The organism is Paraeggerthella hominis, assembly GCF_021044775.1.
Lineage (GTDB): Bacteria > Actinomycetota > Coriobacteriia > Coriobacteriales > Eggerthellaceae > Paraeggerthella > Paraeggerthella hominis.
Window position 1 is genome coordinate 33,383 of record NZ_JAJNOQ010000009.1, and the last position, 14,921, is coordinate 48,303.

At 61.7% G+C, this 14,921-nt stretch carries 12 protein-coding genes and 1 pseudogene; 8 read left to right on the forward strand and 5 right to left on the reverse strand.

What is annotated here, in order from left to right; translation table 11 throughout:
- Positions 1-137 precede the first annotated feature (137 nt).
- Entirely contained in the window at positions 138-1,640 is a 1,503-nt protein-coding gene (locus tag LQE90_RS09810; RefSeq protein ID WP_216529583.1) for a LuxR C-terminal-related transcriptional regulator, read from the reverse strand.
- A gap of 79 nt (positions 1,641-1,719) precedes the next feature.
- Between LQE90_RS09810 and LQE90_RS09815 the strand changes: the two genes are divergently transcribed.
- The 8 genes and pseudogenes from LQE90_RS09815 to LQE90_RS12435 all read left to right on the forward strand — a co-directional run bounded on the left by LQE90_RS09815 (position 1,720) and on the right by LQE90_RS12435 (position 10,480).
- Positions 1,720-3,171 (forward strand): M20/M25/M40 family metallo-hydrolase, encoded by a 1,452-nt coding sequence (locus LQE90_RS09815; protein WP_216529584.1) that lies wholly within the window; start codon positions 1,720-1,722, stop codon positions 3,169-3,171.
- A 6-nt stretch (positions 3,172-3,177) separates the two neighbouring features.
- Positions 3,178-4,542: an MFS transporter gene (locus LQE90_RS09820; RefSeq protein ID WP_216529585.1), complete on the forward strand. Its 1,365-nt coding sequence runs from the start codon at positions 3,178-3,180 to the stop codon at positions 4,540-4,542.
- A gap of 105 nt (positions 4,543-4,647) precedes the next feature.
- A complete protein-coding gene (cysK, locus tag LQE90_RS09825; RefSeq protein ID WP_216529586.1) occupies positions 4,648-5,577 on the forward strand; it encodes a cysteine synthase A in 930 nt (309 codons plus the stop codon).
- Positions 5,578-5,926: 349 nt separating this feature from the next.
- Positions 5,927-6,250: pseudogene (locus LQE90_RS12525) on the forward strand (hypothetical protein); the annotation flags it as partial.
- Positions 6,251-6,388: 138 nt separating this feature from the next.
- Positions 6,389-6,787 (forward strand): hypothetical protein, encoded by a 399-nt coding sequence (locus LQE90_RS09830; protein ID WP_231088284.1) that lies wholly within the window; start codon positions 6,389-6,391, stop codon positions 6,785-6,787.
- A gap of 7 nt (positions 6,788-6,794) precedes the next feature.
- Entirely contained in the window at positions 6,795-7,559 is a 765-nt protein-coding gene (locus LQE90_RS09835) for a DUF3307 domain-containing protein (protein ID WP_216529588.1), read from the forward strand.
- Positions 7,550-10,339, forward strand: a complete 2,790-nt coding sequence (locus LQE90_RS09840; RefSeq protein WP_216529589.1) for an AAA domain-containing protein — start codon at positions 7,550-7,552, stop codon at positions 10,337-10,339. Before LQE90_RS09835 ends, LQE90_RS09840 begins: the two co-directional genes overlap by 10 nt.
- A gap of 6 nt (positions 10,340-10,345) precedes the next feature.
- Positions 10,346-10,480, forward strand: coding sequence for a VOC family protein (locus tag LQE90_RS12435; RefSeq protein WP_255713267.1), 135 nt, complete (start codon positions 10,346-10,348; stop codon positions 10,478-10,480).
- Between the two features lie 105 nt (positions 10,481-10,585).
- On the opposite strand, the gene sufU is transcribed toward LQE90_RS12435, so the two are convergent.
- The 4 genes from sufU to sufB are packed head-to-tail and all read right to left on the reverse strand — an operon-like array spanning position 10,586 to position 14,916.
- Entirely contained in the window at positions 10,586-11,032 is a 447-nt protein-coding gene (sufU, locus tag LQE90_RS09845) for a Fe-S cluster assembly sulfur transfer protein SufU (protein WP_216529590.1), read from the reverse strand.
- Positions 11,025-12,251: an aminotransferase class V-fold PLP-dependent enzyme gene (locus LQE90_RS09850; RefSeq protein ID WP_216529591.1), complete on the reverse strand. Its 1,227-nt coding sequence runs from the start codon at positions 12,249-12,251 to the stop codon at positions 11,025-11,027. The genes sufU and LQE90_RS09850 overlap by 8 nt, the downstream gene beginning before the upstream one ends.
- Positions 12,248-13,504 carry a SufB/SufD family protein gene (locus LQE90_RS09855; RefSeq protein ID WP_216529592.1) on the reverse strand — a complete coding sequence of 419 codons (1,257 nt, stop codon included), beginning with the start codon at positions 13,502-13,504 and terminating at the stop codon, positions 12,248-12,250. Before LQE90_RS09855 ends, LQE90_RS09850 begins: the two co-directional genes overlap by 4 nt.
- On the reverse strand, positions 13,504-14,916 hold the full coding sequence (sufB, locus tag LQE90_RS09860; protein WP_216529593.1) for a Fe-S cluster assembly protein SufB: 1,413 nt from the start codon (positions 14,914-14,916) through the stop codon (positions 13,504-13,506). Before sufB ends, LQE90_RS09855 begins: the two co-directional genes overlap by 1 nt.
- Positions 14,917-14,921 lie beyond the last annotated feature (5 nt).

A 14,921-nucleotide genomic window follows, 5' to 3' on the forward strand; every position in this document is an offset into this window, starting at 1 on the left:
AATTCCCCTTCCCTTTCAATCCCTCCCGCGATCCTCGCCGATGCGAAGAAGCGCGGCACGCGAGTTCGTTCGCGTGGCTTCAAGATGGGGGATAGGGATTGCGCCGCGCAACGCCCGAATGCCCGTATTTTGGAATATCAGGTGACATCCGTGACGCTTGAGACGCGGTCACGTGATTCAGGTGATGCTGGATGATCAGGTGAAATGGCGCGGTCGATAAACTCTTGGCGATTGTGGACGTCCGCTTTCTGGTAGATGTGGCGCACGTGGGTTCCCACCGTGTTCTCGGATATGCTCAAGCAGTCGGCGATCCAGGGCTGGGTGCGACCGGCGGCCAGAAGCGACGCGATGTCGCGCTCGCGCGCGGTAAGGCCAATACGGTCGAACCATGCGGCAAGGCGTTCCTCCTGTCCCAGTCCTTCCTGATTGGCCGACCCTGCGCGTGCGGTGTAGCCGAACAGCATCCAAATATCCTCGCTGCTGAGCAGCAGCACGGTTGCGATGACCACCAGATAGCCGATGGCCGTGGTTTCCTGGAAGACGAACGCGTGCGTGGATTGGTCGTTGCCCACCAAAAGGATGCCCGCAAGGGCGCCCACGACGTAGCAGATGACCGCAAGCAATCGCACGGCGGCGACGGTTTTGAGCGGATCGCGGGACTGCGTGTGGGCAATCTGGGAGAAAACGACCCATACCAGCAGATCGAAGGCGGTATAGCCGCTGATGATGACCGCTCCCGCAATCCAGAACAACTCGGAGCCGAACAGAAACGACATCATCATGAAACCGGCGATCATCGCCAGCAGCCCCACGCGATAAACGGCGCTTGCTCGCTGCGGGGCGATGCAGACGATGCCGAACATGAGGATGGCGGCTATGCCGCGGGCCACTTGCACGATCACGCCGCCGGGTGATCCGTTGCTGGCGACGGACGAGAAGGAAACGAGGTGCTGCAGGTATCCGAAGCTGGTCAGCACGAGCGCCGCGGCGCACAGGAGCATCATCGAGATTCCCAGGTGGGTTTTCAGGTGGGCACACACGCCGCGCCTTGCGGGGACCGAGCTTTCCGCGGTTCGGCGATAGGTTCGCTGGTCGGGCGGCACCGTGGTGAAGATCAGGCCCGAAATAAGGGGCAGCAGCGAGAAGAACACCGCAGACGCTTCCGGGATCATGAAGAGCATGGGCGTGTCGATGACGACGGCGCACGCGAAGGCGCCGGCGACGTAGGGCGTGGCGGTGCGGGCCCCTTCTTGGCAGTATGCGGCGCCCCATCCGATCTGGAACACGGCGACGAACAGGGCGACGAGCGCGCTTCCGATAGCAAGCGGCATCCAACCGAATCCGAAGCCCGAAAACACGAGCAGCAAAGAACCTGCGGTTCCCAACAAGGCTGCGATCAGCGGCAAGCGCTTCCCGGCGATGAGCCTGTTGATCGCGGCCGGTTTCTTGAGGGCTGCTGCGTATCCGAATGCGCTGAAGCCGAACACGGCCACGGCGGCCAACTCGGCCGTGAGCCCTTTCGTGTCGGGCGCCGTGAAGAACGCGCTCATGAACAGCGCGTCGAGCCAGGCCCAAAGAAACGCCGATCCTACGATGATTTTGATGCCCGCTGTTCCGTGAACCCTGTCGATGAGCGCCATCCGATCCCCTTCCCCTTGCGGGGGATTATAGCAGTTGGGTCTATAATGGCCGCATGGTGCCGCAGAGAAGGGTTCGTATATGACCGTGTTCGTTTTTGCTGTTGCGATTGTCGCGCTGTTCGCAGTCGTATTGACGGTGAATGCCGTAAGGCTTAGGCCGACGCCCGTTTCCGATCCGTTGCCGGAGAGTCAGGCGATGGGATCGGACGAGGCTGTCGAACGTTTTCGCGAAATGCTTCGCAGCGCTACCGTGTGGGGTGCGGGCAGCCCCGAGGCCGACCACAGCGCTTTCGACGAGTTCGTGCCCAAGCTGCGCCGATTGTATCCGCGCGTGTTCGCGTCTATGGATCTTGAAATGATCGACGGATACGGCATCTCGCTTCTTTGGAAAGGATCCGATCGCGCGCTTGCCCCGGTGGTGCTCATGGCGCACCACGACGTGGTGGAGGCCGACCCGCATGGATGGTCGCATGATCCGTTCGCCGCCGACATTGCGGACGGGAAGATCTATGCGCGCGGCGCGGTGGATACGAAGTGCATCTGGGCCGGGCTTCTTGAGGCGGCCGAGCAACTGCTTTCGGAAGGATACGTTCCTCCGCGCGACATCTACTTCTTCTCGTCGAACACCGAAGAGGACGGCGGCGACACGGCTCCGCGCATGGTCGAGTACCTGAAGGGCATCGGGCGAGTTCCTTACCTGGTGCTTGACGAAGGCGGGGCGGTTATCGACAACCCTCCGCTAGGCGTGAGCGGCCAATTCGCCGTTGTGGGCGTGGCGGAAAAGGGTATTTTCAACGCGCGCGTCACCACGAGCTCCGCAGGGGGCCATGCGGCAACCCCTTCGCTTGAAGACGCCGCGGCGAAGCTGGTGGCGGGGTTGGACGGATTGCAGCAGAATCCTCCCGCGTCGCGCCTGTCCGATCCGGTGGCGGCCATGCTCAAGGAGCTGGCCGCGCGCGGCGGCTTCGGCCTGCGCTTGGTGTTCGGCAACTTGTGGCTGTTTCGGCCTTTAGTGGTTCGCATCATGCAGCGCGACCCCGAAACGGCCGCCATGGTTCGCACCACGTACGCGCTCACGCAGCTTGAGGGATCGAAGGCGCACAACGTGATTTCCAAGCAGGCGAAAGCCACCGTTAACGTGCGCGTCGATCCCGGCGAGACCGTCGACGATGCGTTTTCTCGCATCAAGCAGCGCTTCGACGAGGATACCGCGTACGAGCTGTTCGAGGTCAGCGAGCCGTCTCCGGTCTCGCCGTTTGAGGACGACCCGGCGTTCGACTATCTGCGTCGCGTGATTCACGCGGTCTATCCCGAGGCGGGCATCGCGCCGTACGTGCAAACCAGCTGCAGCGATGCGCGTCATTTTGCCCGCGCGTGCCCGCGCACGTACCGGTTCGCGGGCATCTTGTTCAAGGGCGATCAGCGCACGCGTATTCACGGGCAAGACGAGAATTTGGACGTGGACGCGTTCAAGCGCGGAGTGGGGTTCTACATCGAGTTCATTCGGCATTTGGATAAGCTGGGGAAATGAGGAAGCATGGCTGAAAAGGGGTCGAGCGAGGGGAAGATCTTCTACGGGTGGTGGATCGTTGCGGGCGGCCTGCTGATCATGGCGACGTGTTACACGGTGTTCGTGAACTGCATCCCGTTGTTCCAGACGCATATCGTGCGCGACCTAGGGTTGACGGTGGGGCAATTCAACACGGGCGTTTCCATCACCACGGTGGTTGCGGTGTTCGCGTCGCTGGTGATCGGGCGGCTTACCGATACGTGCTCGGCGCGCGTGCTGGGTACGGTGACGGTGCTGACCAGCTCTCTTGTGCTGGTGGGACTCTCGTTCATCACGGCCGCCTGGCAGTTGTACGCGCTGTGCGTGGTGGCTGGCATGGTGGTGGTCGCGGGCACGCGCCTACTGGTTTCGGTGGTCATCTCGAACTGGTTCACGCTCAAGCGCGGCTTGGCAGTGTCCATCGCGCTTTCAGGATCGGGTCTTGGCGGGGTGGTGCTTTCCCCGGTTACGAGCGCCATGATCGAGGCGTCGGGCTGGCGTGCGGCGTTTTTGCTGCTGGCCGTGGTGTGCTTCGTGGCTGCGCTGCCGCTTGTGCTGGCGACGTTCAGCACGCGCCCGAGCGACAAGGGCATGGTCCCTTACGGCGCGGGCCAGGTCGAGGAGGTGAAGGAAGATCGCTCGCCCGACGTTCCCGTTAACGTTTCGGTGGGATGGAAGACCTTGCGCTCGAGCTCGGCGTTCTGGTTGCTGGTGATCGGGTTCGTGGCCATGGGCATCACGAACGGCTGCATCATCACGAACTCCATTGCGAACATGACGAGCGTGACCGTAGGGGGCACCGAAGTGGTCACCGGCGGCCATTCGACCCTGTGGGCCGGCAGCGTATGGTCGTTCTACCTGGCGGTGGTCATCGTGGCGAAGGTGGCGCTCGGCGCCATCTACGATCGATGGGGCATGCGCACGGGTACGATCCTCGGCACGATCACGTCGGTTTTGGCCGGTGTCATGCTGCTGTTTCCCGCTACCGACTGGGGCCCGATTTTGGCCTGCTTGTTCTTCGGGTTCGCCACCTGCATGGGCACGGTGGCGCCGCCTATCATGGTGGTGAAGGAGTACGGCAAGAAGGATCTTGGCACGGTGACGGGCATTGTCACGGCGTTCGAGCTTTTGGGCGCCGCGGTGGGAGCGGTGGTGTCGGGCGTGATGTTCGACGCCTACCTGTCGTTCGCGCCGGTGTGGATCATGGTCATCGTGGCGAGCGTCGTCATGGGAGCGGCGCTGCTGGCGTCCATTCCTGCAGCGAAGCGGCTGGTTGCCCGGCGACGTGCCGAGGGCGCGCCGGAGTTGGATGCCGAGGGATTCGAGATTTTGCCGGAAGGGGTTCTTGACTAAAACCTATAAAGAAAGTAGGATTTACTGCGACACAAGGGAAGCCTGGGGTTGAGGCCGATTGTCGGCCGGGAGCTTGCCGGGCGCAGATGAGAAAGCGGGCGAGATATGACGGTTTACAAGAGCGTGTCGGAGCTGATCGGCGCTACGCCGCTGGTGGAGCTGACGAATTACGAGCGCAACCACAACCTGAAGGCGAAGATCGTCGGCAAGGTTGAATCGTTCAATCCGGGCGGGTCGGTGAAGGACCGCATCGCGAAGGCCATGATCGACCAGGCGTTGGCCGATGGGCTTATCGACCAGGACACCGTGCTCATCGAGCCTACGTCGGGAAACACCGGCATCGGTTTGGCTGCTATCGCCGCTGCGCGCGGCATGCGCCTTATCATCACCATGCCGGAAACGATGTCGGTCGAGCGCCGCAACCTCATGAAGGCATACGGTGCGGAACTCGTGCTGACCGAGGGCGCGCAGGGCATGAAGGGCGCCATCGCGCGCGCCGACGAGCTGGCGGCCGAGATTCCCAATTCGTTCATTCCCGGCCAGTTCGTGAACCCGGCGAACCCGGCGGTGCACGAGGCCACCACGGGCCCGGAAATCTGGGAAGCTGCCGGCGGCGATGTGGACATCTTCGTGGCGGGCGTGGGCACGGGCGGCACGGTGAGCGGCACGGGCGCGTACCTGAAGCGCATGAACCCGAACGTTCGGGTAGTTGCCGTGGAGCCCGCGACTTCGCCGGTGCTGTCCGAGGGACGTGCGGGCGCGCACAAGATCCAGGGCATTGGCGCGGGCTTCGTGCCCGACACGCTGAACACCGAGGTGTACGACGAGGTGATCACCGTGGCTGACGAGGACGCTTTCGCGGCGGGGCGCGAACTGGCGGCGAAGGAAGGCTTGCTCGTGGGCATTTCTTCGGGAGCGGCCGTGGCCGCCGCCACCGAGCTGGCGCGCCGCCCGGAAAACGAGGGGAAGACCATCGTGGTGATTCTTCCCGATACAGGCGAGCGTTACCTCTCGACGGCGATGTTCGACTTCTAACGTTCGGCGACGATACAGCAAGGAGGGTCCACCGCAGGTTCGAACGACCTGCGGTGGACCCTCCTTGTTGTGAGATGCATTGTCGCCCGAAACGTACGGAATCGAGCCGAAAACCGTCCGTTTCGGGCGACAATATCTTGAAATGCCGCGTTACGGCTCCGCGGTTCGCGACTCTCCCAGACATCTGGTTCGTCCATTGCGCGCTAACGTGCAATGGCAATGTTTTTTGTTGCTATTTGATATTAGCAACAAAAAACATTGGTACTAGTAAAAGCAATATATCTTGCTGCTATAATAAAACTCCCGATCAGGTGGCTTCAATTTCAAGGAGACGGTCGTGCAGCATTATGTGGCATTCATTGCGGACATCAAAGGATCTCGCAAATACCGGGCAGAAGAACGTGAATATTTACAAGATCTGACAAACGAATCGTTGTTCTTTGCCAACGAACTCTTTAATGGGGGCATTGAGAAGGACGTTGTTTTCAGCGCGGGCGACGAGGTCCAAGGGCTCTTCCGAGAGCCTGCAACGGCGTTTCTCTACTATCGCCTTCTGTGCTTTCTGCTTGGTCCTGGGGTGCTTCGTGGCGGTTTGGGAATTGGGACGTGGGACGTGCGTCTTGAAGAAGGGGCATCTACAAGCCAGGACGGCGAAGCCTACCATTACGCGCGCTCCGCTATCCTCGAGGCCCAGAAAAGGAGACGTTTCGATTTCGTTTTCCGATCCAGGGGGCTTTCGGACGAGGTCCTCACAACCCTTGCGGATCATTCGCTGAGCATAGGCAAGATGAGGACGGCGACCCAGAACGACATGGCGCTTGCGGTCGAGCTCTTTTACCCGATGCTGATCGCTTGCGGTCGTGACGTGTTTTCGGACAGCTTGAAAACACGTCTCAAAAATCTGCTGGAGTTGCGCACGCTTGGCTCTTCATGCCGCCGGGCCGAATCGGAGCTATTCAAAGGCTTGTTGTCGTCCTTTGACGACAGAGCAGACGGCTTCTTCGAGCCGGTGCAGCTCGAAGTCGGAAGGAATGCCGGTTCGTTTCGCTGTCTCGAAGGGGACCTTGTGGGGGTCTCGTATGCGCTTTCCCAGCGTTCCGGTATGTCGCGCCAGGGGATCGACCGCCTTCTCGCTCAGGGGTGCGTCGCCGAAGAACGGAATGCCACGGCCTTGTTTTCCTATTGCTCGACGCGCGAGTTCGGGTGGTGAGCGCTCTATGACGCTGGGATTCGCTTTGGTGCTTGTGCTGACGGGGCACGTCATCGCCGATTTCTATCTGCAGACGAACCGCGTCGCTCGAGGCAAGGGCGAAAGCGGGGTTCTGCTTGCTTTTCATTGCGGATGCTATGCGCTGTGCATGGCGTTTTTCGTTTCCGTAGCGCTTCCGCTTGACGGTATCGTCCTTGCTTGGCTTATCTTGTCGATATCTCATGCGCTCATAGATTTCGGCAAGGCTCGACTCGAGAATCGAATCGGCTCGTCGCTGGCCGTTTTCGGCGTCGATCAGACGTTGCACATATTATTGTGTGCAGTGGTGGTCGCGGCGTTCTGCGATGGCTCGCCGATGATCGGGATCGTTGGGGTTCTCGCCGGCGTCATGGGCCCGACATCCGCCGCGATGGCTTTGGCGACGGGCTTGGTGCTGTTGATCGTCTGGCGTCCGGCGGCGATTCTCGTCCGCCTCCTACTCGGGGCGGTGAGGCTTGAAGGTGCCGATGCGACGCATGATGGCGAGAGTGCGATCGCAGAGTTGCGAGCGGGACGCTGGATAGGCATGCTCGAGCGCACCATCATATCCGTACTAGCGCTCTGCGGTCAGTTCGGCGCGATCGCCTTCGTGCTGACGGCCAAGAGTATCGCTCGTTTCAAGATGCTCGACGACAAGGAGTTCGCCGAATGCTACCTTGTCGGCACCCTTGCGAGCACGGCGGCGGCCATTCTCGTATCGTTGGCTGTCCAGGAGGTGGCCGTATGGAGCTAGCGGACCCAGTCGAGCGAATATTCTTCATTAGGGATAACGGATCGGTTCCTTTCGATAACGAGCCTGCCGAGGTGTACGAATACGAATACGTAGGGGAGAAGTGCTGGATCAGGCACAAAGAAGGAAAGAGGGCCTACCCCTACGGAAGGGTTCGCGTGAAAGAAGTTCACCCGAGGGAAACGAGGGATCCGCGTTCAACGGTTGTCAGGAGGAGCGGTTGGGCGTTCGACAATGTGGAGCGCATTGCGATGTACGATGGCTATCTAGCCGTGCGCTTCTCGAACGGCAGTTGCAGAGTGTATGCAATGAACGAGGTGTCCCTTGAAAAGGATGTGCTCGCAGACCCGCGGCCAAAGAACGTGTTCGAGTACCTTCGGGCCCTTGCATCCACGGACGAGCTCCTGAACGAGAAAACGGATAGGCCTGTGCTCGAAGAGCGGTACGATGGTGTGGGGGCGGTCGCGAGCAGCACGATGCTCTCCTGCTACCTGTCGGGCGACGTTCCCGGCTCCCAGCAGAACGACCCTGCGACGCTCATTTACCCCTTCGGCCTCAATGCGAGCCAAAAGACGGCTGTCGAGCGGGCCTTCTCTGATAGGCTCAGCGTGGTGCAGGGGCCTCCTGGAACGGGGAAAACCCAGACGATCCTCAATATCATCGCCAATAACATTATGCAGGGTCGCACTACGGCCGTCGTATCGAACAACGTGTCAGCTGTGGAGAATGTTGCGGACAAGCTTGGCCGAAACGATGTGGGTTTCGTTTGCGCTCTGTTAGGTAGAAGCAAAATCAAGAAAGAGTTCTTTGGAAACCAGCCGGCATACCCACACGACCTCAAGGCCTGGGGCATAGCCTCGGAAGAGCGCGAAAGACTTATCGCCGAGGTGAGAGAGCTGGTGAGCGGATTGGGGCGAGCTCTCGAAGATCGCGGGCGCCTCGCCGAAATCGAGGCATCGATAATCGCGTACGAAAGAGAATACGAGTACTTCAAGGACTATGCGGAGAGCCTTGGCAAGGGAGCAGTCGAGCCTCATGATCCGCGCTTCGGACGGACTTCACGAAACATCTTGCGTTTTTGGGTGCGGGAAGGTCGACGCGTCGAGGAGGGCCGCTCCGTTGGTTTTCTGTACCGCGCCTACGTCAGGGCCTTCTTCGGCGGGTTCTACCTCGATGCGATCGAGCGCGATGACTTCCTCGTTGTGCCTTTGCTGCAAGACGCGTTCTATCGGGCGAAACTCAGAGAGTTGAGGGACGAGGCTCGCCTCCTAAAGGAAAGGTCGTACGACTTCGAGGCGAACATGGCGACTATCGAGGAGAAGTCCATGCGGGCGTTCAAAGCCCAGCTTGCAAAGCGTTACTCGCCGAATCGGGATCGTAGGACGTTCGAGCTAAGGAGCTTGCGGAGCGGATCGGCGGCGTTCGCGGAAGAGTATCCGGTGGTGTTGAGCACCACGCATTCGATCACGACTTCCCTCGGTCCAGGCTTCAGGTACGACAGCGTTCTCATGGACGAGGCTTCCCAGATAAGCGTGGCGGCTGGAGCTTTGGCTTTCGCATGCGCTAAAAACGTGGTCGTTGTCGGCGATCATAAGCAGCTTGCCAATGTGGTGAAGAGGGAGCGCGCGGACGAAACCGACCGTATTGCCGATAAATATCGCGTCCCGGATTGCTACCGCTATGCGAAGCATAGCATGCTCACGTCGGTTCTCGGCCTTTGGCCTGCATTGGAACCGACTTTGCTCAAAGAGCACTATCGCTGTCATCCTCGAATTATCGGCTTCTGCAACAAGATGTACTACGACGACGATCTTGTCATTATGACGAAGGACGAGGGCGAGCGGGACGTGCTCTCCTTCCATCGCACCGTGCCAGGCAACCACGAGCGAGGGCGCAGGAACATGCGCCAAGTCTCTGTGGTGTGCGACGAGATCATTCCCGAGCTGGTCGATTCGGAGATTCGGGACATCGGCGTGATCGCGCCGTTCAACCCCCAGGTGTGCGAGCTGAAAAAGGCGGTCCCCGAAGGCGTTTCCGTGGCGACGGTTCATAAGTTCCAAGGACGCGAGAACGACGCCATCATACTCTCCACTGTCGAAAACAACATTGGAGCCTTCGTCGGCGACCCCCAAATGGTCAACGTCGCGGTTTCTCGTGCGGTCAAGAAACTTCGCGTCGTCGCGTCGCAGAATCCTCGCGGACGTAAGGACAACGACATCGAGGAGCTTGCACGCTATATCGAGTACAACGGGTTCAAAATCGTCCAGAGCAACATCAGGTCCGTGTTCGACCTGCTGTACAAGGAATACGCCGAAGAGCGAGCGAGGTATTTGGGCAAGTATCCGCGTGTCTCCCGCTACGATTCCGAGGACCTCATGGCGACGGCTTTGGAGGATATGCTCGCAACGGGTCGTTTCGCGCGGGTGTCGTTCCGGTGCCATGTGGGATTGTCCACGTTGGTAGGCGAGGGCATCTCCCTTTCGCCGCTCGAGGAGAGGTACGTGAGGGATCCGCGCACGCACGTGGATTTCCTCTTCTTCCGCGAGATGAACAAGCGTCCTTTGTTGGCCGTCGAGGTCGATGCCTGGCGATTCCACAAGGAAGGTACAAAGCAGTACAAACGGGATCGGATGAAGGATGCGATTCTCAAGCGGTGCGGGCTCCCGCTGCTCAGGTTGCCAACCGACAGCAGGGGTAGGGAGCGCGACGTAGGCGAAATCGAGAGGATGCTGGAGCGCTGCCTGGCGGAGCGCGATGACGAAATCGGAGAGGGTGCTGTGTAGAGTCGGTTGTGGCTTCACGCTGGTGGCGCCGATAACGGCGCGTTCGGTCTCCGCGACTATCATCCTGGCTACTATGCGGCGTTCGTCTACGACCTCGAGGGCAACAACATCGAGGCTGTGCTCCACGACTATGCCGAGTAGCGGCATGAAAGGGGCGCCCCCGTCTGACGGAGGCGCCCCTTCTTTGCCAAAAGCATCCGCACGACCCGTGCAGTGGTGGAACGAGTGCGCGCTGTCGTTTCGACGTCACTGCGCCTTGCGTCCTGCCTCCGTTTCCTGCTCGAGCAGCTTCTCCAGCGTGCGCCAGGCGAGTTCGGCGCACTTGACGCGGGCGGGCATGCGGGCGATGGACTCGAGCTCGGCGGTCTCGTCGAGGTCGGCGCGCTCCTCGTCGGTGAGCGGGCGACCCTTGATCATGTCCAGGTAGAGGCTGGAAAGGCGCTGCGCTTCGGCGATGGTTTCGCCGGTGATCAGGTCGGCCATCATGTCGGCTGCCGCCTGGCTCACGGCGCAGCCGTGGCCGGTGAAGGCGGCTTCTTCGATCACGTCTCCGTTTAGGCGCAGCGCCAGCGTCAGCTCGTCGCCGCAGCTGGGGTTCACGCCGTCGTGCGTGCACGTGGGCTCGTCCATTTGGTACTTGTAGTCGGGGTGCGCGTTGTGCTCCATGAGCGCCGCGGTGTAGATGCTAGCCATTGAAGATCCTCCAGACGGTGTCGAGGCCCTCGGCAAGCGCCTCGATATCGCTTTCGTCGTTGTAGAGCGCCAGCGAGGCTCGGCAGCACGACTCTTCTCCCAGCCATGTCAGCAGCGGCTGCGCGCAGTGCTGACCGGCGCGGATGGCAACGTTGTGCTCGTCGAGGATGCTGGCCACGTCGTGCGGGTGTATGCCGTCCACGTTGAAGCTGATGACGCCATGATGCTGCGCCGGGTCGGGGTGGCCGAGAACGCGGACGTAGGGAAGCTTCGCCAGGCGGTCCATGCATGCGCGCACGAGCGCCTGCTCGCGCGCTTGCACGGCGTCCCAGCCGATGCTCTCGAGGTACGCGATGCCCGCGGCGGACGCGGCGATGCCCGCAGCGTCCTGCGTGCCCGCTTCGAACTTTTCGGGCACGGGAGCCCAGACGGCGTCGGCCTGCGTGACCGACGATATCATCTCGCCGCCCGTGAGAAACGGGGGCATCTCTTCAAGCAAGTCCAGGCTGCCCCAGAGCATGCCCACGCCGAAGGGGCCGAACGCCTTATGCGCCGAGAAGGCGAAGAAGTCGCAGCCGAGCGCGCGCACGTCCACGGGCATGTGGGGCACCGACTGGGCGCCGTCGACCACCAGGTAGCCCCCCTGAGCATGGACGCGTTCGGCCATGGCCGCCAGAGGGTTCTCGATCCCGAGGACGTTCGATACGTGCGCGGCAGCCACGATCTTGGTCTTCGGCCCTATTTTGACATCCAGTTCCTGGTTCGTGATCACGCCGTTTTCGTCAGGGTACAAGTACACGAGGTCGGCTCCTGCGTCGCGGCATGCTTGCTGCCAGGGGACGAGGTTCGAATGGTGCTCCATGATGGTGATGCACACCTCGTCGCCCGGCTCGAGCACCGTGGGCGCGAAAGCCTTTGCAACCAGGTTGAGCGCTTCGCTGGCGTTGCGGCAAAATACCAGCTCGCGGGGGTTATGGGCGCCGATAAAGCGCGTGATGCGCGCGCGGGCATCGTCGATGGCCTGGGTGGCGTCCACCGAAAGCCGGTACAGGCCGCGCAGCGCGTTCGCATTCATGGTCTCGTAGAATGCGCGCTGGGCGTCCAGAACCGCGGCGGGCCGCTGCGCCGTGGCGGCGCTGTCCAGAAACGCCAGGCTTGGGTTTGCCGCGAGCAGCGGAAAGTCCTTGCGGTACGGATTGGCGGCTATGTCGACGCTCATGCGGTTGCCTCCTCGAAAACGATGCTGCGTGCGGCGGCTAAACGGGCTACGGCGGCGCGGGTTCTGTCGTCCTCGGCGCTGAGCGCCGCTTCCTCGAACGTGGCAGTGACGAACAGGCGCTCGGCTGCATCGGGGGATACCCCTCGGCTGGCCAGGTAGAACAGCTGCTCCGGACGCACGTGGCCGATCGTGGCTCCGTGGTTTCCGGCCACGTCGTCTTCGTCGCAGAGGATCACGGGCACCGTGCGGTTCTCCACGCGCTCGTCGGCAAGAAGCACGGTTTCCTGCTCGGACCCTTCGGACCCCTTGCATCCGTGCGCAAGCTCGATGGTCCCGCGCAGCGTTTTCGAGGACGCTCCGGCCAGCACGCCGTTGGCGTTGAAGACGCAGGCGGTGCGTCGTCCCCGCTGGTGCGCCACGTAGTTGAAGTCTCGCTGCTCTTGGGCGTGCCCCAGGTAGCGCGTGTCCGCATCCAGGCGCGCGTCGTCTCCTCGCAGGTCGGCCGCGAGGCCCGTGTAGCTGCGGCCCGCGCCCAGCACGACGTGGCGCACGGTCATGCGAGCGTTTCGGTCGAGCACGATGCCGGTGTCGTCGAGCGCCGTCCAAGAGTCGTCGAGCGTTTGCGTGCAAGCAAGGTCGATGCGGGCGTTTTCGCCGACGAATGCGCGGATGCGCGTCCCGACTGCGCCTTCGCCCGCATGAGGGGAGTCCATCGTGACGGTAAGCGCAAGCGATGAGTTCGGGGCCGCGACCAGGTCGATGGCGGCTGCGTTGACCGCGCCGTCAACGCCTTCGATGCGAATGGATGCGCGCGCGGTTTCCCCAGGGCTCGTGGCCAGCACAATTGGTTCTCCTGCCGCGAATTCAAGATATTCCCGCGCTTGGTGGCCCATGCCCGTTTCAAATGCCTCCACCATGCTGCCTTCCAGCTCCCTTTCGGCGGCGATCTGCTGAAAGGGCGTGAGCGCGGGAACGTCCAGGTCGGCGGGATCGGTCGTGCCGCAGGCTGCCGCGACGATGGCTCGAGGCGCGGTCTCTGATGCGGGCGTCCTTTCGTCGAGCGCCGCCTGGGCGCGTTCGACCACGCGCTCGAACGCGTTCGCCTTGCCGATGAGCGACGGCGGCGCAAGTGTCTCCACGCAGCGCGCGTGCGTCAAGCCGGCGGGCAGTTCTATGTCGACATCGTTCATGCGAAGCCTGTGCCACGTGGGGGCGGGCATGGCGTTCGCGCGTTCTATCGTGAGGGTTTCCATTATCCGATGGCCCCTTCCATTTCAAGCTTGATCAGGTTGTTCATTTCCACGGCGTACTCAAGGGGCAGCTCTTTCGACACGGGGTCGGCGAAGCCGTTCACGATCATCGTGCGCGCCTCTTCTTCGGGTATGCCGCGGCTCATCAGGTAAAAGACCTTGTCGTCTCCGATGCGGCCGATGGTGGCCTCGTGTCCGATGTCCACGTGCTTGCAGCGAATGTCCATGGCCGGGATGGTGTCTGAGCGGCTGATGTCGTCGAGCATGAGCGACTGGCACGACACGCTGGCCGCGGATCCCTTCGCCGCTTCGGTGGCTACGATGGACGACCTGAACGTCGAGATGCCACCGCCTTTCGAGATGGATTTCGTTTCGATGGACGCGGACGTATCGGGTGCGGCGAGCACCACCTTGCAGCCCGTGTCCAGGTTCTGTCCCGCTCCGGCGAAGGTGATGCCGGTGAAGCTCGACGTGGATTTCCGTCCGGCAAGGATGGACATGGGGTAGAGGTAGCCGACGTGGCTGCCGAAGGATCCGCTGATCCATTCCACGGATCCGCCTTCGTCCACGCGGGCGCGCTTGGTGTTGAGGTTGTACATGTTCTTCGACCAGTTCTCGATGGTCGAATAGCGCAGGCGCGCCTGCTTGCCCACGAACAGCTCCACCGCTCCGGCGTGCAGGTTCGCCACGTTGTACTTCGGCGCGGAGCAGCCTTCGATGAAATGCAGGTCGGCGCCGTCTTCCACGATGATGAGCGTGTGCTCGAACTGACCGGCTCCCTTCGCGTTCAGGCGAAAGTAGCTTTGCAAGGGAAAGTCCAGCTTGACGCCCTTCGGAACGTAGACGAACGACCCGCCGCTCCACACCGCGCCGTGCAGCGCGGCGAACTTGTGGTCGGTGGGCGGGATGAGCGTCATGAACTTCTCTTTGATGAGCGGCTCCCAATCCGGGTCAAGGAGCGCTTCCTCGATGCCGGAGTAGACGATGCCCATGCTGGCGGCGGTGTCCTGCATGCTGTGGTAGACCAGCTCGGAATCGTACTGCGCCCCCACGCCGGCAAGGTACTCGCGCTCGGCCTCGGGTATCCCCAGGCGGTCGAACGTGTTTTTGACGTCGTCGGGAAGGCTGTCCCAGTCGCTTTGCATCTCCGTGTTGGGCTTCACGTACGTGGCGATGTCGTCCATGTTGAGGCCGCTCAACCCAGGGCCCCAATCAGGGTTTTTCATGCGATGGTACGTGTCGAGGGATTGCAGGCGGAAGTCCAGCATCCAGCCGGGCTCGTTCTTGCGCTCGGATATCTCGCGTACGATGGACGGCGTAAGCCCCGCGTCAAGGCGCTCGATGCCGGTTTCGTCGTTCGCGAAATCGTACAGGCTGCGGTCGATGTCGTCGACGTACGTTCGTTGCTTCGTCATGGCTT

Excerpts from the sequence above, each read along its gene's own strand:
- LQE90_RS09810 (WP_216529583.1), bottom strand. The coding sequence starts at position 1,640 with ATGGCGCTCATCGACAGGGTTCACGGAACAGCGGGCATCAAAATCATC.
- LQE90_RS09815 (WP_216529584.1), top strand. The coding sequence starts at position 1,720 with ATGACCGTGTTCGTTTTTGCTGTTGCGATTGTCGCGCTGTTCGCAGTC.
- LQE90_RS09820 (WP_216529585.1), top strand. The coding sequence starts at position 3,178 with ATGGCTGAAAAGGGGTCGAGCGAGGGGAAGATCTTCTACGGGTGGTGG.
- cysK (WP_216529586.1), top strand. The coding sequence starts at position 4,648 with ATGACGGTTTACAAGAGCGTGTCGGAGCTGATCGGCGCTACGCCGCTG.
- LQE90_RS09830 (WP_231088284.1), top strand. The coding sequence starts at position 6,389 with ATGGCGCTTGCGGTCGAGCTCTTTTACCCGATGCTGATCGCTTGCGGT.
- LQE90_RS09835 (WP_216529588.1), top strand. The coding sequence starts at position 6,795 with ATGACGCTGGGATTCGCTTTGGTGCTTGTGCTGACGGGGCACGTCATC.
- LQE90_RS09840 (WP_216529589.1), top strand. The coding sequence starts at position 7,550 with ATGGAGCTAGCGGACCCAGTCGAGCGAATATTCTTCATTAGGGATAAC.
- sufU (WP_216529590.1), bottom strand. The coding sequence starts at position 11,032 with ATGGCTAGCATCTACACCGCGGCGCTCATGGAGCACAACGCGCACCCC.
- LQE90_RS09850 (WP_216529591.1), bottom strand. The coding sequence starts at position 12,251 with ATGAGCGTCGACATAGCCGCCAATCCGTACCGCAAGGACTTTCCGCTG.
- LQE90_RS09855 (WP_216529592.1), bottom strand. The coding sequence starts at position 13,504 with ATGGAAACCCTCACGATAGAACGCGCGAACGCCATGCCCGCCCCCACG.
- sufB (WP_216529593.1), bottom strand. The coding sequence starts at position 14,916 with ATGACGAAGCAACGAACGTACGTCGACGACATCGACCGCAGCCTGTAC.